At 65.5% G+C, this 18,792-nt stretch carries 13 protein-coding genes; 4 read left to right on the top strand and 9 right to left on the bottom strand.

What is annotated here, in order from left to right:
* Positions 1-858 precede the first annotated feature (858 nt).
* The 3 genes from AQ12_RS06540 (at position 859) to AQ12_RS06530 (ending at position 8,465) form a co-directional block, all read left to right on the top strand.
* Complete coding sequence (locus tag AQ12_RS06540) at positions 859-2,280, top strand: FAD/NAD(P)-binding protein (RefSeq protein WP_048439075.1); 1,422 nt, start codon at positions 859-861, stop codon at positions 2,278-2,280.
* Positions 2,267-3,061, top strand: coding sequence for a sulfite exporter TauE/SafE family protein (locus AQ12_RS06535; RefSeq protein WP_048439074.1), 795 nt, complete (start codon positions 2,267-2,269; stop codon positions 3,059-3,061). Before AQ12_RS06540 ends, AQ12_RS06535 begins: the two co-directional genes overlap by 14 nt.
* A gap of 229 nt (positions 3,062-3,290) precedes the next feature.
* Positions 3,291-8,465: an AAA family ATPase gene (locus AQ12_RS06530; RefSeq protein WP_161798987.1), complete on the top strand. Its 5,175-nt coding sequence runs from the start codon at positions 3,291-3,293 to the stop codon at positions 8,463-8,465.
* A gap of 17 nt (positions 8,466-8,482) precedes the next feature.
* Here AQ12_RS06530 and AQ12_RS06525 read toward each other — a convergent pair whose 3' ends face one another.
* From AQ12_RS06525 to AQ12_RS06515, 3 genes are read right to left on the bottom strand one after another with little or no spacing between them, the layout of a single operon-like run.
* Positions 8,483-9,679, bottom strand: coding sequence for an NnrS family protein (locus tag AQ12_RS06525; RefSeq protein ID WP_048439072.1), 1,197 nt, complete (start codon positions 9,677-9,679; stop codon positions 8,483-8,485).
* Entirely contained in the window at positions 9,676-10,794 is a 1,119-nt protein-coding gene (locus AQ12_RS06520) for a hypothetical protein (RefSeq protein ID WP_048439142.1), read from the bottom strand. Before AQ12_RS06520 ends, AQ12_RS06525 begins: the two co-directional genes overlap by 4 nt.
* Positions 10,791-11,072, bottom strand: coding sequence for a metal-sulfur cluster assembly factor (locus tag AQ12_RS06515; protein WP_238587666.1), 282 nt, complete (start codon positions 11,070-11,072; stop codon positions 10,791-10,793). Before AQ12_RS06515 ends, AQ12_RS06520 begins: the two co-directional genes overlap by 4 nt.
* A 133-nt stretch (positions 11,073-11,205) precedes the next feature.
* Between AQ12_RS06515 and AQ12_RS06510 the strand changes: the two genes are divergently transcribed.
* Entirely contained in the window at positions 11,206-11,613 is a 408-nt protein-coding gene (locus tag AQ12_RS06510) for a hypothetical protein (RefSeq protein WP_048439070.1), read from the top strand.
* 21 nt (positions 11,614-11,634) lie between these two features.
* On the opposite strand, the gene AQ12_RS06505 is transcribed toward AQ12_RS06510, so the two are convergent.
* The 6 genes from AQ12_RS06505 to AQ12_RS06480 form a co-directional block, all read right to left on the bottom strand.
* On the bottom strand, positions 11,635-12,924 hold the full coding sequence (locus AQ12_RS06505) for an acyl-CoA dehydrogenase family protein (protein WP_048439069.1): 1,290 nt from the start codon (positions 12,922-12,924) through the stop codon (positions 11,635-11,637).
* 20 nt (positions 12,925-12,944) lie between these two features.
* On the bottom strand, positions 12,945-13,547 hold the full coding sequence (locus AQ12_RS06500) for a nitroreductase (RefSeq protein WP_048439068.1): 603 nt from the start codon (positions 13,545-13,547) through the stop codon (positions 12,945-12,947).
* Positions 13,544-15,955 carry an adenosylcobalamin-dependent ribonucleoside-diphosphate reductase gene (locus AQ12_RS06495; RefSeq protein ID WP_048439067.1) on the bottom strand — a complete coding sequence of 804 codons (2,412 nt, stop codon included), beginning with the start codon at positions 15,953-15,955 and terminating at the stop codon, positions 13,544-13,546. The genes AQ12_RS06500 and AQ12_RS06495 overlap by 4 nt, the downstream gene beginning before the upstream one ends.
* Positions 15,952-17,163, bottom strand: coding sequence for a nitronate monooxygenase family protein (locus tag AQ12_RS06490; protein ID WP_238587668.1), 1,212 nt, complete (start codon positions 17,161-17,163; stop codon positions 15,952-15,954). The genes AQ12_RS06495 and AQ12_RS06490 overlap by 4 nt, the downstream gene beginning before the upstream one ends.
* Positions 17,164-17,274: 111 nt before the next feature.
* The gene (locus tag AQ12_RS06485) at positions 17,275-17,988 is read right to left on the bottom strand and encodes a carbonic anhydrase (protein WP_048439065.1); all 714 of its coding nucleotides are present in this window, start codon (positions 17,986-17,988) and stop codon (positions 17,275-17,277) included.
* Positions 17,985-18,791 carry a peptidylprolyl isomerase gene (locus AQ12_RS06480; protein ID WP_048439064.1) on the bottom strand — a complete coding sequence of 269 codons (807 nt, stop codon included), beginning with the start codon at positions 18,789-18,791 and terminating at the stop codon, positions 17,985-17,987. Before AQ12_RS06480 ends, AQ12_RS06485 begins: the two co-directional genes overlap by 4 nt.
* Position 18,792 lies beyond the last annotated feature (1 nt).

The following is an 18,792-nucleotide window of genomic DNA, read 5'->3' as shown; positions in this document are numbered from 1 at the left end:
GGCGGTCTGGAAATGATGGTGCTGGGCGAGCCGACTTGCGGGTCGATCAGGCGCAGGTGTTCGTGGTGCCGGTCGAGCCGGCTGGTGATCTGTGCAATGCGAAGCAGCCGCGCTGCCCCGGGCCAGGACAGTTCGACAACACCCCGTTCGGGAACGAGACGTTCGATGAAATCGAGGTAGTGCTGGGCCTGGAGCGGCCCGGCAAACGCCAGCCAGCGCAGCTGCCCGCGTGGCGCGCGAGTGCACAGCACGTTGATGTGTGTATCGGGCGCTGCGCCCGAGCCGAGCGGCCAGTGCCTGAACTGCCGTTCGATCACGTGCATGCGCAGGCAATGGCTCAAGCGGTTCGGCTCCGGCAGGGCGTGCGCGTCGAAGTCCAGGCCCAGCACCGCCGACAGCCGTGTCACTGCACCTGCACTGTGCTTGGAGCTGCCGTTGGCCTTGAGCCAGTCGGACATCGCGGAACGGGTCCAGTGGGGGTCGGCAAGATCGGATGCGGCGGGCGGGCCGGCCAGCATGGCGGCAACCAGCGCCTGCGTCGCGCTCTGCGCAACGCCGATGTCGTCTTTGGCCGGCCGGCCCCGCCGGGGGCTCACCGTCACTGCGTTCCAGCCGTTTTCGCGATACGCCTTGACGGCTGAAATGATGGTGGGGATGCTCAGCCCGGTCGAAGCCGACACCACCGACAGCTTCTCACCCTGCAACCGGAGCAGCACCGCCTGACGCCGGCTGGCGTTCAGGTCGTCGATGCTCAGTTGGTTGCCGTTCACTGGGGTTTCGCAGAATTTGTTGGATTAAACCTTAATTTATAAGCTCATGTAAAAGATATATTTGGAATGTTCCGGCCTTCCCTTCAACATGTCCGCCCAGCCCCCCCTCACCTTTGCCATCGTCGGCGCCGGCTTTTCCGGCATGGCCGTCGCGGTACAGCTGTTGCAGCGCCTGGAAGGTCCGGCGCGCGTCTGCCTGATCAATCGCAGCCTGAGCTTCGGGCGCGGCATGGCCTATGGAACCAACTCGCCCAGCCACCTGCTCAATGTGCCTGCCGGTCGAATGAGCATCGACCCCGCGCAGGAGTCCGGCTTCATCGACTACGTGAGAAGCCGCGGCCTGAACTTCCATGCCGGTGATTTCGTTCCGCGCAGCCTGTATGGCGACTACCTGGAGCGCTGCCTCCTGCGCGCGCAGTCCGCAGCAGCCGATGGCGTCAAGCTGGAACTGGTCGAAGCCGAAGTGCTTCGCATCGACATGGATGCCGATGGCCGCTCGCCGGTGCTGCATCTGAACACCGGACGCACGATAGAAGCCGCGCAGGTCGTTCTGGCGCTGGGCAATTTCACGCCGAGAGCGCCCGCCACGCAATCGCCTGCAAACTGGATGCACGCTCCGCTCGTCAACGACGTCTGGTCGCATGGCGTGCTGGACCAGCTCGACGCGGATGCGAGCGTGCTGCTGGTGGGTACGGGTCTGACGGCCTATGACGCGGTGCTTCGCCTGCTGGACCAGGGGCATCGTGGATCGATCACGATGCTCTCGCGCCGCGCGCTGCTGCCGCAACCGCACCGCGAACAGGAAACGCCTCCAGCGGCCGGGTTGGTGCCAGCGGATGCACTCAAAGGCGTCACCAGCCTGCGCGCGCAGATGCGCGAAGTTCGCCGAATGATTCGCGACAGCGCCGCAGCCGGGCACGACTGGCGCGACGTCATCGGCGGCCTTCGCGCGCACACGCCGCGCCTGTGGCAGCAACTCAGCGAGCGCAGCCGCGCTCAGTTCGTGCGCCATCTCGGACCGCACTGGGACACGCATCGGCACCGCGCGGCGCCTGCCATCTATCGCCGCATCCAGGCCGCACTGAATGCGGGCCAGCTGTCGGTGCTGCAGGGCCGGCTGGTCGATGTGACCGTTACCGACGCGCCGGGCGCGCGAGTGACCTGGCGACCACGCGGCGCGACCGACAACCGCACGGGCGACTACCGCGTCGTCATCAACTGCACCGGGCCATCGAGCGACCTGCATCGCGTGAGCGATCCGCTGATCGCGCAGTTGCGCGATGCGGGCGCGCTGCGCGTGGACCCGCTCGCGCTCGGGCTGGCGGTCGATGACCAGTACCGCGTGCTCAGGCGCGACGGCCGCGCGTTGCAGGGCGTGCGTTATGTAGGGCCGTTGCTCAAGGCGCAGCACTGGGAGGCCACTGCCGTTCCCGAGTTGCGCGTGCACGCAAAGAGCGTCGCAGCCTGCGTCCTGAAATCCGAAACGGTGGCGCTCGATGTTCGGTCTTGACTGGATGCTGGTTGCCGCAGGTGCCGGCACCGGCCTCCTGGTCGGGCTGACCGGCGTCGGCGGTGGCGCCGTCATGACGCCGCTCTTGCTGCTGGTGTTCGGTATCGCCCCGATGGCCGCCGTCGGCACGGACTTGTGGTTCGCTGCCATCACCAAGCTTGCTGCATCGCGCATCCATCACAGCAACAACCTGATCGACTGGCAGGTCGTGCGGCGCCTGTGGGCCGGAAGCCTTCCCGCCTCGGCGCTCACCCTGGTGTGGATGACGCTCATGCCCATCGGCCCCGAGACCGCGAGCTTTCTCAAGGTGCTGATTGCGTGCGCCGTGCTGATGACGGCCAGTGCCATGGTGTTCCAGAAGCAGCTGCACGCGCTGGGCCGCCGTTTCCGGGTGGAGCATGTCGCAGGCTTCAAGACGATGCAGCCACCGCTGACCATCGCAGCCGGTGCGGTGCTCGGCGTGCTGGTGACACTGACATCAATTGGCGCCGGCGCGATCGGCGTCGTGATACTTGCCTATCTTTATCCGCTGCGCCTGACCCCGTCGCGCCTGATTGCGACTGACATCGTTCACGCGATCCCACTGGCGATGTTCGCTGGTGCGGGCCATCTGCTGATCGGCAATGTGAATTTCTCACTGCTTTTCAACTTGCTTGTCGGCTCGATTCCCGGCGTGATTTTGGGGGCCCTGCTTTCGAGCAAGCTGCCGCAGGTGTGGCTGCGCAGGGCGCTGGCGGCGATCCTGATCTTCACGGGGTGGAAGCTGTTGAACGTCGCTTGAAGAATTGGACCGCGCGAAGTTTTCCCCGCAGAATGCCCGATTGGGGGGCGTCTCGGCAATGGATGACTCGACACACGGAAAGGCAGGTTCCCGGCTTGATGGGCCTGCGCACGTAATCCATGAAAGTGCGACGTCGCGGGTTTCCCGCGGCGGGCGCATCCCTGCGGGCGTCGTCTCCAAACACTTCCTGGGTGCCCAGGCGAGCCAGCGCGCCAACCATGAGCGCGAGATGCTGACTCGGCTCGCTGGCGTTGCCGGCGTGGGTCAGCTGGTAGAGGCCGCCGGGCTGGAAGGCACCCACGATGGCGAAGTTGTCGCGCTGTGCGATGGCGGTTCATCGACGCTCGCACAGCTGCTGCGTGGTGGTCCACTGGAGCTGGCGCAGCTTCTGACCCTTGCCGTGCGCGTGGTCGAGATCGTCGCGGCCATGCATCGCGCCGGCGTGATTCACCGCGACATCAACCCGTCGAACATCGTGCTGTCCGAAAGCGGCGAGCCCATGCTCATCGACTTTGACCTGGCCGTGCTCGCGCAGCCCAGCCAGGTCGTCGCGCAGGACGCGAGCATCGTCGGCACGCTGGCTTACCTGGCACCGGAGCAGAGCGGGCGCACGGGCCGGTCCGTCGACCAGCGCGCCGATCTCTACGCGATCGGGGTCACGCTGTACGAGATGGCTTGCGGGCGATTGCCGTTCGAGGAGCAGGACACCTTGCAGCTGGTTCGCGATCACCTCGTGCGTGAGCCGCGGGTGCCGTCGCAGGTCAATGCACGCGTTCCTGCGGGGCTGTCCAACATCATTTTGCAGCTGCTGGCCAAGTCGCCGGAGCAACGCTTCCAGAGCGCTGAGGGCCTGCTTCACGACCTGCTGCGCCTGGCGCAGGAATTCGCCAGTGACAGCGGTGGCAGCTTCGCGCTGGGTGAGCGCGACTTTCCGGCACGGCTCGACGCACCGCAGGACCTGGTGGGCCGCGACGCCGAGATTGCAGCTTTGCGCACGGCGTTGACAGACGCGATGCACACATCGCGCCACACGGTGTTGATCGAAGGCCCGGCAGGCGTGGGCAAGGGCGCGCTGATCAACACGCTGCGGCCGACGGTGACCGCCGCAGGCGGCTGGATGGTCTACGGCAAGGTGGACCAGTACCTCAAGGACGGGGCAGCGGCCGGCGCGATGACCCAGGCCTTGCGTGCGCTCGGCCGGCTGCTGCTCGCGCTGCCGCGCAGCGAACTGGTGGCGCAGCGCCAGCGAATCCTGGACAGCCTGGGACGCAATGCGGCCCATGTGTCCAGGTTGCTTCCCGAATTTGCCCTGTTGCTCGGCCCACAGGACGGCATGCCCGAAGCCGACCCGCGACAAGCCGAAACCCGGTTGCAGCAAGCGATCGTCGATCTGCTAGGCGCGATTGCATCACCGCAGCGGCCGCTGGTCATCGTGCAGGACGACCTGCAGTGGGCCGCCGAGCAATCGTTTCGCGTCTTCGGGCAGCTGATGGGCGATGCCCGCTTGCGCAATGTGCTTTTCGTGGGCGCCTACAGGGGCCCGGAGCTGCATCGCAACCCCGCTTTGCAAGCGATGCTCGCGCACTGGCTGCAGCAGTCCGAGCCGCCGCTGCTCATCGAGCTGGGCAGCCTGACACAGGCTTGCACCGACGAGCTGGCCCGGCGGATGTTGCGCCTGGAACCCCAGGCCGCCCATGACCTGGGCCAGGCCGTGTTTCCGATGACCAGGGGCAATCCCTTCGACACCGTCGAGATGATCAATGCATTGCGCCGCGAAGGCGTGCTGAGCCTGCGCGAACAGGGCTGGCACTGGGATGCTGATGCGGTGCGCCACTTTGTCAGTCGCACCAATGTGGTGGACTTGCTGGTCTCGCGGCTTGACAGTCTCCCGCAGGCTTCGCGCGAGGTCATGGAGTTTCTGGCTTGCCTGGGTAACTCGGTGGAATGCGCGCGGCTGTCCTCGGCCACCGGCCTGGGCAGGGACGAACTGCGCGCCTTGCTTGCTGCGCCGATCGAGGACGGTCTGCTGGTCGGTGAGTGCAATGAGATCCGGCACTGCGTGAGCTTCAGGCACGACCGGGTGCAGGATGCAGTCATCAGCACCATGAGCGATGCGCAGCGCAGCCAGCGTCGACTCACGATGGCGCGCCGCCTGGCCGGCGAGCCGGCGATGGAAAGCGATGCCGCCCAGCAATATCTCGCCTGCCTGGAGGTGCTGCAGTCAAGCGGCACTGACGAAGAGCGGCGCCGCGCGGCCCACCTCTTTCATCGCTTCGCGCGCAAGCTGGCGAGCGCGTCAAAATATTCGCAGGCCGAGCGATATCTGTGCGCTGCCGCAGGGCTGCTGGCCGCGATAGCCAACCCTGCGGACCGGACGCGGCGCGACGCCATCGACCTCGCGCGCCATGTCGCGCTCTACAGCCTGGGCCGGTTCGACGAATCCGACCCGCTTTACGCCGCCATGCGCGAACGCATGACCGATCCACTCAGCCTGGTCGAGCCGACCTGCCTGCAGATCCGAAGCCTGGACATGCGCGGCCGAATGGACGACGCGCTGGCGCTGGGCCTGGACCTGCTCGCACAACTGGGCCTCGAAGTGCCGCACGACTTCCGCACCGCCGACCGGGATCAGCGCCTGGATGCGCTTGCACAATGGGTTCAGCAGGACAGCCTGCTGGATCAGGCGACGCGCGCGCAGTTGCAGGACCCGCGCCTGCTGGCCGTCGCCAAGCTGCTTGGCCGCGTCGTGGGGTCGGCTTACCTGGGTTCGAACCTCGATGCGTTTGCCTGCATGCTGCTGGAAGCGCAGCGTCTGTGGGAAGAGCACGGACCCTGCGCAGAACTGGTCGCGTGCATGAGCCACATGAACGGCATGCTGATCGGCCTGCGACAGGACTATCGGTGTGGTTACAGCATTGCGCGTCACGTCCTGGCCGTGGGGGAGGCGCTGGGCTACGAGGCCCAGACACTGGAGGCGCGCTACCGGTTCGCGGGTCATGCGTGCGCCTGGTTCGAACCGCTGGAAACGGCGTTCGACCACGCGATGCACGCCTTTGAAGGCCTGCAGGCCAGGGGTGATCTTTCCTTTGCGTGCTACGGGCACATCTTTGCGTACAACCTGTTGCTGGACACCGCGCCCACCATCGACATTCACGATGCAGAGATCGAGCGCGGGCTGGCGCTGTGCCGGCGTACCGGCAACATCCATGCTGCTGCGCTGCATACCTGCGAGCAGCGATTCCTGCGTGCGCTGCGCGGACAGACCCATGCCCCGGAAAGTTTTGACGACGAGCACTTCACCGAAGAGGCATTCATGGCCAGCGTGGGCCATCTGCCGTTTGTGGACTTCGATTTCTTTCGTGCGCTGCAGGCGGTGCTGTGGGGCGATGGGGTTGCGCTGGAGCGGTATGCGCGCTTGTTGATGTCGCGTGCCCGGGGCGCTGCCGCCGGATTCTTCAGGGTCTCGCATGTCCATGTATTCGTCGCGCTGGCTGATGCCTGGCAGCTTCAGAAGGCAGGCGGTGATCCCGGCGACAGGGCGCGGCTTGTTGCGCAACTGCAAGCGAGCTGCCAATGGCTGGCGGGCCGTGCTGCCGACCAGCCGTGCAATTTCCTGCACCTGCTGCGACTGGTGCAAGCCGAACAGGCGTGGGCCCTTGGTGACCTGTGGACGGCGGCAGTGACCTTTGACGCAGCAGTGATGGAAGCCGAAAGTCGTGCGCGTCCCTGGCATCGCGCGCTCATCACCGAACGCGCTGCATTGTTCCAGCTGACGCATGGACTCACGAGGACGGGCCGCACATTGCTGGCCGATGCGCGAGACGGGTACGAGGCCTGGGGTGCCAGCGCCAAGGTGGACCAGATGCAGCGCGAGCATGCGTTCCTGCGCGCGCCCGCGCAGAACCTGGAGTCGCGAATCGGCGTCACCGCCAGCCAGTCCGGCAGGAGCAGCAAAGGCAGCAAAGGCAAGGGCAGCAAGTTGAATCGGGGGAGCGACAGCGTCTCGTCGGACGAGCTGGACCTGGTGGGCTTGCTGCGCGCTTCGCAGGCCCTGAGTTCCGAGACCAGCGTGGAGCACCTCACCACGCGCGTGACCGAAGTGCTGGCCGCCCTGAGCGGGGCGACCAAGGTGCTGGTGCTGTCGTGGAACGAGGGGCAGTGGTGGCTGCTCGCGCCCGCGCCGGGCGAGCCGTCGATACCCATGGCCGAGGCTTCGCAGCAGGGCCTGGTGCCGCTATCGGCTATTGCCTATGCAGAGCGCACTGGCGAAACGCTGGTGGTGGATGACGTCGCCGGTGACGACCGTTTCGCGCGCGATCCGTATTTCGCAGGCGTTGCGCTTTGTTCGATGCTGGTCGTGCCCATTGCCGGCCAGGGAGCCGCGCGTGCGGTACTCATTCTTGAAAATCGCCAGGGCCGTGGCGCCTTCAACCCCGAACGCCTGGACGCGGTGATGCTCATTGCGGGTCAGCTGGCCGTCTCGCTGGGCAATGCGCAGCTCTACGAAAGCCTGGAGCAGCGGGTGCTTGCGCGCACGCGCGAGCTGGAAGACATGCAGGCGCAACTCGTGGCGACCGCGCGACGAGCCGGCATGGCCGAGATCGCCAACAACGTGCTGCACAACGTGGGCAATGTCCTCAACAGCATCAACGTTTCTGCAAGCGTCGTGCGCGGCACCATTTCAAACTCCAGGATAGGCGGGCTCACGCGCGCGGTCGACCTCATCAACCAGCACCAGCACGACCTTGCCCAGTTCATTGAAACCGACCCGCGCGGCAAGGCGCTGTGGCCTTACCTGAACGAGTTGGTGAGCGCGCTTCGGACGGAGCGGCAGGATGCGCTGGGCGACCTGGATCGGCTCTCACGCAGCGTCGAGCACATCATCTATGTCGTTGCCACCCAGCAATCGCATGCCGGACCTTCCAGCGTGCTGGAGATGACGCAACCCGAGGAGCCGCTGGAAGAAGCGATCCACATGTGCGCCTCTGCGCTCGAACGTGTCGGCGTGAACATTTCGCGCGACTACCAGAGCGTGCCGGTGATCGCACTGGACCGGCAGCGCGTGCTGCAGATCCTGGTGAACCTGATCGCCAATGCAACCCAGGCGATGGAGGAAGTGCCGCCGGAGCTTCGCCGGCTGGTGCTAGGCGTGAGCATGGTGCGGTCCGAAACAGAAGCGGGCAGCGGGCGGTTGTGCATTTCGGTGCGAGACCACGGAGCCGGCATCGCGCACGAACACCTGACGCGCATCTTTGCCCACGGTTTCACCACACGCCGGGATGGGCACGGCTTCGGCCTGCACAGCAGTGCCGTGGCCGCGCTGGAGATGGGCGGCAAGCTGACCGTGTTCAGTGACGGGCCCGGACATGGGGCCACGTTCACGCTGGAATTGCCGGTGGCGTAGGTCAGTGGTGACCTGGCCTAGCCCGGCTTGCCGTCCAGCCTGGGTCGCGTGAGCACCGGCCAATAGACGATTGCGTAGAGCCCGAACCCTGCCGACCAGAGCACAGACGAGCCGATGATCGATGGGATCAGCAGTTGCGGCGCGGCCAGGGGCAGCCCCACCCGCACGAGCGCGGCCAGGCTCACCAGCGCGTAGGCGGCCACGTCCCAGCGATCGGCACGCAGGGGGCGCGCGGTGTGACCCTTGGCGGTGCGCGTCATCATGCCGATGATCAGTCCACCGATGGCGCCGACGGTGAGCGCGTGCACTGCGACAGATGGCGTCACCAGACCCATTGCGGCCAGCGCGCGCAGCGCCAGATGAACCGGAATCCAGGCGTAGGCCAGGTGCAGCACCCACACCAGCGGCGTACGCAAGGTCTTCCACGGACGCCATAGCGTCCAGCGCGCGGCGTGCGAAGCGGCGCATGCAGTCGCCACCACGGCCAACGGCGCTCCCTGCAGTCCCATCAGATCCGCTGCCAGCACGATGAGCGTCAACGCGAGCGTCACCTTCTCCAGCCAGGCAACGCGAGTGGCGCCGGCTTGCGGCACGCCGTTGTTGGTGAACATCGGGATCACGCGTCCGCCCATCACCGCCACGATGAACAGCACAGCATCGAGCCCGATCTGGATGCCCAATCGGGCAGGCAGTGCGATGACGCCAAGATGCTGGAGGTGGATGGCCAGCGATGCACCGGACATCAGCAGCAGCACCGCCACGAAAAAGTAATTGCGGCGCACACCTGCAGCGACAAACGGGATCGCCAGTGCAATCGCGGCGGCTGCGGGGAATGCGGTGTTGACGATGGCCGCAGCCCATCCCCAGGGCGTGAGCACGAGAACACGGCCGGCCACCCACAACAGCGCGAGTGCCCCCAGCAACCAACCCGTGGGCGTGGGCCGGTTGGCCCAGTTGCGCCCCGCCGTGAAGAGAAAGCCCACCACCACCGCCAGCGTGAAGCCGAACAGCATCTCGTGCGCATGCCAGATCGGCCCTTCCAGATACGGCCGGCCCAACCATCCTGCGAACTGCATCGCCCACAAGCCGATGGAGATGGCACTGAAGACGCTGGCCAGCAGGTAGAAAGGGCGAAACCCCAGCTCCCACAGCGCGAATGACTTTCGCACAGGGGCCGGTGCGCGCGGTTCTTCGATGCGGATGAAGGTGCTCATGGGAGTTTTCGTTGTGCAATGGGCGCGCGGTGTGTGTACCGCCAGGCCAGCGCCGAACCCACGACGGTCGCTGCAAAAAACGCGATTGCGAATGCGTTGAGAAGGGCTCCGTTGGCGCGTGGAACCAGGTCCGCAAAACCGGGACCCAGACGAAGCGCCAGCGAGAGATGAAGCACGGCCAGCGGCAGGTAGAACCAGACGCCGAACTGGAGCTTGACGCGAGCGACGGCCGGCAGGATGACCGGGGCGTGACCCATGATCATGCTGACGACAAACCCCAGGCCCAGCGCGTGAAGCGCAACGTCGCGCGCTGCAAAACCGATCGCGGTGGCGACCCAGGCCATACCGGCAACGACAAGCCATGCATAGCCGCCGAGCAGGCAGACGGCCATGTAGCGCGTCAGGCCGTCGGCAAGCACGGTCCTGCGGGCGATGTCAAAGACGAACAGCCATGCACCGAGACACACGAGGGCGATGCCGTAGGCGATACCACCGACGCCGGATTGAAGTGCGGATGTAGCCGAGCCCAGCACCATCAGCACAACGATGGCGAGCAGCAGCCAGCCGGCTGCAGGCCTGCGGCGCATCAGCCGCGTCATCTCCAGGCGCTCGGCGGCGATGGTCCAGATGAGAAATGCAAACCACCAGGGCATGACACTGCGGCCATCAAGGCCGAAGGCAAACATGAGGTTGCCGATGAACCACGCGACTGCGGACGCAAGCAGCAGCCAGGTGTGCGGCTGCGACTGCCTGCGCACGATTTCGATGTTGATGGCGATGAAGCAGATAGCCGCAGCGACCAGCAGCGATGCGCCGAGTCCGGGACGGCCCACGAGCAGCATCAGCCCACCCAGCGCTGACGACACAGGCGCAATGAATGCAGCGCGATGCTTCAGGGCGACGGCCCGCTCGATGCCGATAACCGTGCCGAGGAAGCCGCCGATCATGAGCGCGGCGTGGGCCTGCGCCGCATGCAGCGGCCAATCGGCGCCCAGATCGACCGGCAGTGCAATGCCCACACGAAGCAATCCACCCGCGATGCCCCCAAAAACAATCGTGGCAATCGCTGCCAGCAGGAGCAGTCGCAGTAACCGGGAAACAGCCGCAGTGCTCACCACCCCATGAAGCGCTTTGCGCTCTCGCTCATACGCTCGGGCGTCCACTCGGGCTCCCACACCAGCTCCACCTGGATCAGCAGGCCCGCCGGCACCACGCGATCGAGTTCGGTTTCTATCTCATCGATGATGACGTCGGCCACGGGGCACGCCGCCGATGTCATCGTCACCTGGACACGTGCAAGGTCTTGCGTGATCACCACGCCGTAGACCAGGCCGACATCGACGATGCTCATCGAGAGTTCCGGGTCCACCACGCGGCGCAGGGCCGCAGTCATGGGTCCGCGTAACTCCGGGGGACCTTCATAGGGGAACTGCTGCAAGGTCATGGCTCATGGTAGGTTGAGGGCTTTCGCGTGCCCTTGATCTGAGTCAATCCCGACCGAGACCTGTCACGCGATCCTTGCCCACATGAATTCGAATTCACACTTTCACCAGTTGTTGCAGGCCGCTGCAGCTCAACCGTCCCCGCAGAGACTGCTCTTTGTTTTTGCGGGGGCCGAGTTGCCCGACGATGCGACGGCCGCGCAGCGAGCGCGTTTCGAGGCGGGTGAGGGCGGCGCACTGCAGCCGCTCGCCTGCGTGGACAAGCATCCCGAAGAGCTTTCGCAGTTCGAGGCGCTGGTCGAGGAGTCGCGGGCGACCTGCCCGCCGTGGCGCGTGGTGTTCATCGCCGCGCTGGGCGGAACAGGCAACCAGGGACCGTCGGACGGGCAGGTCGACGCCGGGCTGGGCAGCATGGTCGAGAGCGTGCGCGTGGGCCGATTGCAGGGAATGCTCGCGCTGGATCCGCACGGCAACCCGGTCTCTTTCGAGTAGATCGGCACAGGCCGAAAGGGGTCAGCGCAAGCGAGGCGCGGCTTCGAGCTGCTCGGGCGTCGTGAAGTAGGCCGAGCCCGTGCCCATCCGCTCGCGTGCTCGCGCCAGTTCGTGCCGCGCCACCGTGCGCAGGTGAACCTCGTCCGGGCCATCCATCAATTGCAGCGCCCGGCCCCAGCTCCAGAACCACGCCAGCGGCGTATCGGGTGACAGACCCATCGCGCCGAAGATCTGCATGGCCCGATCGACCACCCGCGTCTGCAGCCGCGCCGCGACCACCTTGATGGCAGCGACCTCCGAGCGCAATCGTGATGTGTCAGGGTTTGGCTGGTCCAGCATCCACGCGGCGTGAAGCACCAGCAGACGTGCCTGGTCGATCTCGATGCGCGACAGCGCAATCCATTCCTGGATGTTGGAAAAGTCCGAGAGGTATTTGCCAAAGGCCTTGCGTTCGAGCACGCGCTCGCCGGCCAGCTCCAGTGCCAGTTCGCACTGGCCGATGGTGCGCATGCAGTGGTGCATGCGCCCTGGTCCGAGCCGGGCCTGCGCCATGCGAAAGCCTTCGCCCCAAGCACCCAGCAGGTTGCCTGCGGGAACCCTGACATCGCGCAGCACGATCTCGCAGTGACCCTCAGGCGACTCGTGATGGAGCATTGCGATATTGCGAACGACCTGGACACCGGGCGTATCGAGCGGCACCAGCACCATGCTGTGCTTCGCATGTGATTCAGCGTCCGGCAATTCGTCGTCATCGCTGCGCGCCATCACCACCAGCAGGCGGCAGTCGGGATGCGCCGCGCCGGTGATGAACCACTTGCGGCCATTGAGCACCAGTTGCGAATCGACGCGTCGCACCGTGGTCTGCAGGTTGGTCGGGTCAGACGATGCCACATCGGGTTCGGACATCGCGAACGCCGATCGAATCCGGCCCTCCAGCAGCGGCGTGAGCCAGCGTTCAGCTTGGTCCGGCGTTGCGAAGCGATGCAGCAGTTCGATGTTGCCCGTGTCGGGCGCGCTGCAGTTGAAGACTTCGGCCGCCCAGGGAATGCGGCCCATGGTTTCAGCCAGTGGCGCGTAGTCGAGGTTGCTCACGCGCGTGCCGGGTTCACTTTCGCGCAAGCCCGGCAGGAACAGGTTCCACAGGCCTTCTTCGCGCGCCAGCGACTTGAGGTCTTCCATGAAAGGCGGTGGAAAAACTCCGCTGCGCACCGAGTGATGCCACGCCGCGTTGTACGGCAACACGAAACGATCCATGAAGGCCTGGAGCCTGTTGCGCAACGCGATGGCTTGGTGCGAGTGATTGAAGTCCACTGCGATTCAGCCCGCGGCACTCATTCGCCGAGAAAGCTCACGTACTGCGCGGGCTCAGGGCGAATGCGCGGTGCCTTCGTACGGGATGCGGTGCCGATGTTGATGAAGCACACCGGGCGTTCTTCGGGCGACAGGCAGAACAATCGGGCAAGGCCCTCGAAGGCCAGCGCTTTGCCGCTGGTCAGCGCCGACGCGAAGCCCAGCGCGGTGGTCATGAGCAGGATGTTCTGGATCGCGCAACCGGCGGAGATCAGGCGCTCGTGGGGCGGCACCTCTGTGTCCGAGCCTGAGGTGGTGACGATCGCGAGCATCAGCACCGGCGCCCTGAAAGCCTTCTGCCTGGCCTGTTCGACCTGGTCAGCGGTGGCCGATGCATCGCGTTGCAGCAACGAGTCGGCAAACACCTGCGCGAGCCTTTCACGCGCTTCGAAAGGCACGATGACAAAACGCCACGGCAGCAACTCGCCATGATCGGGCGCTGACGCAGCAGCGCGCAGGATGGTCTCGAGCTGCTCCATGTCCGGCCCGGGTTCCACCAGATGCTTGGGCAGGACCGTGCGACGCCGGTCTATCAACTCGGCGATGGCCGCAGCTTCAAGGGTGGCGTCTATGCGGGCGTTCATCCGCATGTCCCGATGTGGCCGCACTCGGTGCAGAAGTCGCAGCCGTCCTTGCGGATCATCGCGTGCGCGCCGCACTCGGGGCACTTGCTGCCCGACATGGGTGCGGTTGCATGAGAGGCGGCCGACTCGCTGCTGTCCATCGATTGCGCCGAGACGCCGTTGCGGGCCGCGATGATGCCCTGCAACGCATAGGCAATGGCCGCCACCTCCGAGTCGTGCCACAGCGGGATCGCCGTGCCGTCGGCCTTGACGTAAGTGCCCAGTCGCACAGGTCCACGGTCCCATGCCACCTTGCGCATGTCGGCCAGCGCCCGCTCCAGGAAGCCGCCGCGTGCGGCGAGCGACAACATGCGCATGCTGGAGGTGATCCACTGCTGCGATTGCCCGCTCTGGCCCACCGGCATGAAGAACTCGATGGCCCGCTCGCGACCGTCGGGCAGGGTGATGAACGACACGACCAGGTAGACGTGCTGCTTGCCCTGTTGCGTCCAGTATTCGATCTTTTGTGCGACCGCAGGCAGCGAACCGTTAGGCCTGCGCGAGATCACTTCGCGCATCGGGTCGACGGTTGCGGGCACCGGCGCGGCAACCGCTGCCGCTGCAGGCGCATCGAGCTGCAGCACCGAACCGACGATGTCGTTGGGCCGGTAGGTCGCGAGACCTTTCAGTCCTGCTGTCCATGCCTGGGTGTACAGGTCCTTGAACGATTCGTACGGGTAGTCCACCGGCACGTTCACTGTCTTGGAGATGGCAGTGTCGATGTAGGGTTGCACCGCTTTCATCATGCCGATGTGATCGGCAGCGGCCAGCTGCATCGCGGAAACAAAGTAGTCGGGCAGCTGGCTGGTGTCGCCGCCCAGGCTGCGGTACAGGCGCCACGCGTGGTCCTGGACGTCGTACTGCAAGGTGCTGCCATCGGCCTCGCGCTTCTTGCGCGTGTAGGTCCACGAGAACGCGGGCTCGATGCCATTGGAGGCGTTGTCCGCAAAGGCCAGGCTCACCGTGCCGGTCGGCGCAATCGACAGCAGGTGGCTGTTGCGGATGCCGTAGCGGCGGATCGAGTCTTTCAGCGTGTCGGGCAGGCGGCTCGAGAAGGTGCCGTCTTCCAGGTAACGCTGCGCATCGAATGCGGGGAAGGCACCTTTTTCGCGTGCGAGTTCCACCGATGCGCCATAGGCCGCGTCGCGCAGGGTCCGCGCGATTCGCACGGCTGTCTCGCGTCCGGCGTCGCTGTCGTAGCGAAGGCGCAGCATTGCGAGCGCGTCGCCCATGCCGGTGAACCCGATGCCGATGCGCCGCTTGGCATGGGCTTCGGCCTTCTGCTGGGGCAAGGGCCAGAAGGTCAGGTCCAGGACGTTGTCGAGCGCGCGCACCTGCAGTGCGACAGCGGCTGCGAACGCGTCGAAGTCGAATGCTGGTTCGCCTGCAAAGCCGAACGGATTGCGCACGAAGCCCGGCAGGATCACCGGTCCCAGGTTGCAGCACCCGTAAGAAGGCAATGGCTGCTCGCCGCATGGATTGGTCGCAGCGATGTCTTCGCAGTAGTGCAGGTTGTTGTCGCGGTTGATGGTGTCCAGAAAGATGACGCCTGGCTCTGCGAAGTCGTATGCCGACTTCATCACCGTGTCCCACAGCTCACCGGCTGCGAGGCTGCGGTAAACCCACATGCCGTCATCACGCTGGTGTGCGCCAGCCGCGATCATGGCCGCGCCGGGACGCGCGGTGTGGACCAGGTCCCAGTCGCCGCCGCTCGCAAGCCGTTTCATGAATTCATCGCTGACGGCAATCGACACATTGAAGTTCGACCAGCGTCCGGGTTTGCGCTTGGCGGTGATGAACTCCAGCACGTCCGGGTGGTCGATGCGCAGCACGCCCATCTGCGCGCCACGACGTGCGCCTGCGCTCTCGACTGTCGCGCATGAATGATCGAACACGTCGATGTAGCTGCAGGGGCCGGATGCCAAAGATGCAGTCGCGCGCACTTCGGCGCCGCGTGGGCGAATGCGCGAGAAGTCGTACCCCACGCCTCCACCACGCCGCATGGTTTCGGCCGCTTCGCGCAGCGCTTCATAGATGCCGGGAAAGCCGCCTGCGTCCACGCCCTGTATGCAATCGCCCACCGGCTGCACGAAGCAGTTGATCAGCGTGGCCTGCAACGAAGTACCCGCCGCGCTCATGATCCGTCCCGCGCCGATGGCACCGGCGCTGAGGTTGCCAAAGAAGCGCGACTCCCACTGCGCCCTGTCGGGTTCGTTCTCGACCGAGGCGAGCGCTTTCGCGACGCGGGCGAAGATGTCCTGCGCGCTGGTCTCGTCGTCCTTGAGATATTTCTCGGCCAGGACGTCGCGTGTGATGGGTTGCACGGGCAGCATCGGAAGGGTCTCGGTGGGCTTCATGTCGCGTTTCATGATTGTCCCTGCGTCATCAGGTCAGCGGGCATGGTGCCCGCCACCATCCATTGCATCAATTCCCGCACGCTGCGGATCTGGGAGCCGAAGGGCAGCCGGCCAGCACCGCGAAAGAACAGGCCCTTGTCGGTGCTGCCTTCCAGCGCGTGGCCCAGGGACTTGTCGATGCAGAACTGGCCCCAGCTTGCCTTGCCGTCGCGCAGGCCGCATTGCGACAGGCAGTCGAACCACATGGTGCAGTGCGCCTTCTGGTGCGCGTGCTGCTGCAGGCGTGGCTCCAGCCGCAGGTATTTGTCGAGCCAGGGCGTTCGCACGGCGCGTGCCGGCAGCCCGGCGACGCTGGTGAACTCCACCATGTCCTCGGGACCGGCGTTGGCGAGCACGCGCTTGAAGTCGGGATGCGCATCGCATTCTTTCGTCACAGCAAAAGCTGTTCCCAGTTGCGCACCCGATGCGCCCAGCGCTTGTAGCTGCTTGATGTCTTGCAAGCTCGAAATACCGCCTGCTGCAATGAGTGGAATGCGGCCTTCGATGCCCGACGCGCGAAAGAAGGCGAGCACTTCGGGTATCACCACATCGAAGTCGAAGCGGCGGTCATGCAGGTCTGCCACTTTCGCCGCGCCCAGGTGACCGCCCGCAAGTTTCGGATGCTCGATCACGATGGCATCGGGCAGGCGCCCCTTCTTCTCCCACTTGCGAACGACCAGTTGCACGCCTCGTGCATCGGACAGGATGGGGATCAGGGCCGTCTTCGGAAAATCGCGTGCGAGATCGGGCAGGTCCAGCGGCAGGCCCGCACCGACGATCACCGCGTCGATCCCGCATTCGAGCGAATGGCGCACATAGGCTTCATAGGCACTGACCGCGCGCATGATGTTGACCGCGATGAGTCCTCGGCCGCCACTCAGGGCGCGGGCCCTGGCGATCTCGCGCTTGAGCGCTTCAAGGTTGGCGGCGTCGATCCGCTCGCGGGTGCCGGGCTCACTCGACAGGTGCGCGGTCTGCTCCATCAGGTCGGGGTGATGACGGCGCAAGTCCACGGATGAGATCGTGCCGATTGCGCCCAATGCGGCAACCGCGCCTGCAAGACCGCCTGCAGAAACGCCCACTCCCATTCCGCCTTGCACCACCGGCAGCAAGCTGCGTCCGGCGATCTGCAGGGGTGCGAGGCCCGAGCTTCGCGCTGCGTCTTCAAGCAGGGCGGCCATCGCCTCGTCGTTCATTGATTGGTACATCTTTTTCTTGGGAGTTTTGCAAGGCTGTCACTGTGCGCGTCTCGTGGCAAGAAAAGTTGACGCCGATCAACACTTGCCCGGAAATCAGCTGACAGATTGATCGCTTGGCGCGGGCTCCGCGTCGATCACCTGGCCGTCATGTTCCACATACGGCTGGTAGGGTCCGGTTCCGCTGTGTGTTGAGTTGGACGCCGAAACGAAGTCACCCTTTGTCACATCGAAGACATGCACCTCGCCGTCTTCGATGACGTAGTGCCATCCATGCAGGGTGAGCTGGCCGCACTCGACCTGGCGGCGCACCATCGGGTAGCCCATCAGGCGCTCCAGCTGCAGCACGACGGCGCGTTGCTCCGTGCGACGCAAGGCTTCGGGTCCCGAGACTGGCAGCAGCGCCTCGCTCGCGAGCTTGAGCCACTCCTTCAGCGCAATCGCTTCGTCGGGAACGCCGTCGTACGCCGCGCGTATCGCACCGCAATGGCTGTGCCCGCACACGATGATGGTCTTGACATGCAGCGACAGCACCGCGAACTCGATCGCCGCCATGGTGCCGTGCAGCCCATGCGAGCCGTCGTAGGGCGGAACAAACGCACCGACGTTGCGCACGATGAACAGTTCGCCCGGTCCTGCGCCGGTCAGCAGGTACGGAACCAGCCGCGAATCGGAGCAACCGATGAACAACGTTGTGGGGTGCTGCCCCTGCGCAACCAGGTCCTGGAAGCGCTGCTGGTGACGCGGGAAATAGTCGGAGCGAAACTGCCGCAGTCGCTGCAGCAGTTCGTCCGATTCGGGGGAGTTCATTGCACCAGCGGCGAGTCGGCGGAGTCCAGCTCCACACCTTCGATTTGCGCTTCGCCCGCCAGAACTTGCAGGCACTGGCGCATGGCAGTCACCCAGCTTTGCTGGCGCAGCGCCATGCGCACGGAGCCCAGCACATCTTCAAAAGCCTGCGCAGAACCTGGCTCGCGCTGCAGCACTTCCACGACATGCAGGCCGAACCGGCTGTGTACCAGGCGCGGCAGCACACCGATCTCTACGTGCCCCAGCACTTCACGCGCGAATTCGGGTGCGCAATCGGCAGCACTCAACCAGCCGAGCTCGCCGCCGTGTTCGCCACTGGGGCAGTTCGACAGCTCACGCGCGGCGCGGCCGAAGTCGTCGGAAGCCGTGCCGTCATGGCAGCGCACGTCGAGCAGGCAAGCCTCGGCCCGATTGCGCAGCGCGACCACATCGACCCCCGGTGTCACGGCAAACAGCACATGGCGAACGAGGGCCTGTTCGCCCGTGCGGTAGCGTTCGGGGTGCGCATCGAAGTGGCGTCGGCATGCTTCGTCGGATGGCTCCGGAATCTGCAGCTCACGCTCCAGCCACGCTTCAATCGCCTGCGAGGCCGCGTCGCTGGTGATGCCGTTGACAGGCACCGGGTCCGAAGCATCCAGCAGTCCGGCTCGCATCGCTGCCTGCCGTAGAAGTTCGGTGCAGGCGCGTTGGCGAAGCTGCTCGTCGGTCAGGGTTTCATCGGCGGTGTTCAACGGCTGCCCGTTGACGGATGCGACCTTGGCGACGGCCACGGCCGGTGCAGTGATGGGAAGGATTGCGCTCATG

The organism is Caenimonas sp. SL110 (assembly GCF_001044395.1).
Taxonomy (GTDB): Bacteria; Pseudomonadota; Gammaproteobacteria; order Burkholderiales; family Burkholderiaceae_C; genus Ramlibacter.
This window is presented reverse-complemented; position numbering and strand designations above follow the sequence as displayed.

Bases quoted from the DNA above. Each gene is read 5' to 3' on its own strand.
- AQ12_RS06540 (WP_048439075.1), top strand. From the start codon at position 859: ATGTCCGCCCAGCCCCCCCTCACCTTTGCCATCGTCGGCGCCGGCTTT.
- AQ12_RS06535 (WP_048439074.1), top strand. From the start codon at position 2,267: ATGTTCGGTCTTGACTGGATGCTGGTTGCCGCAGGTGCCGGCACCGGC.
- AQ12_RS06530 (WP_161798987.1), top strand. From the start codon at position 3,291: ATGCTGACTCGGCTCGCTGGCGTTGCCGGCGTGGGTCAGCTGGTAGAG.
- AQ12_RS06525 (WP_048439072.1), bottom strand. From the start codon at position 9,679: ATGAGCACCTTCATCCGCATCGAAGAACCGCGCGCACCGGCCCCTGTG.
- AQ12_RS06515 (WP_238587666.1), bottom strand. From the start codon at position 11,072: ATGACTGCGGCCCTGCGCCGCGTGGTGGACCCGGAACTCTCGATGAGC.
- AQ12_RS06510 (WP_048439070.1), top strand. From the start codon at position 11,206: ATGAATTCGAATTCACACTTTCACCAGTTGTTGCAGGCCGCTGCAGCT.
- AQ12_RS06500 (WP_048439068.1), bottom strand. From the start codon at position 13,547: ATGAACGCCCGCATAGACGCCACCCTTGAAGCTGCGGCCATCGCCGAG.
- AQ12_RS06495 (WP_048439067.1), bottom strand. From the start codon at position 15,955: ATGAAACGCGACATGAAGCCCACCGAGACCCTTCCGATGCTGCCCGTG.
- AQ12_RS06490 (WP_238587668.1), bottom strand. From the start codon at position 17,163: ATGGCCGCCCTGCTTGAAGACGCAGCGCGAAGCTCGGGCCTCGCACCC.
- AQ12_RS06485 (WP_048439065.1), bottom strand. From the start codon at position 17,988: ATGAACTCCCCCGAATCGGACGAACTGCTGCAGCGACTGCGGCAGTTT.
- AQ12_RS06480 (WP_048439064.1), bottom strand. From the start codon at position 18,791: ATGAGCGCAATCCTTCCCATCACTGCACCGGCCGTGGCCGTCGCCAAG.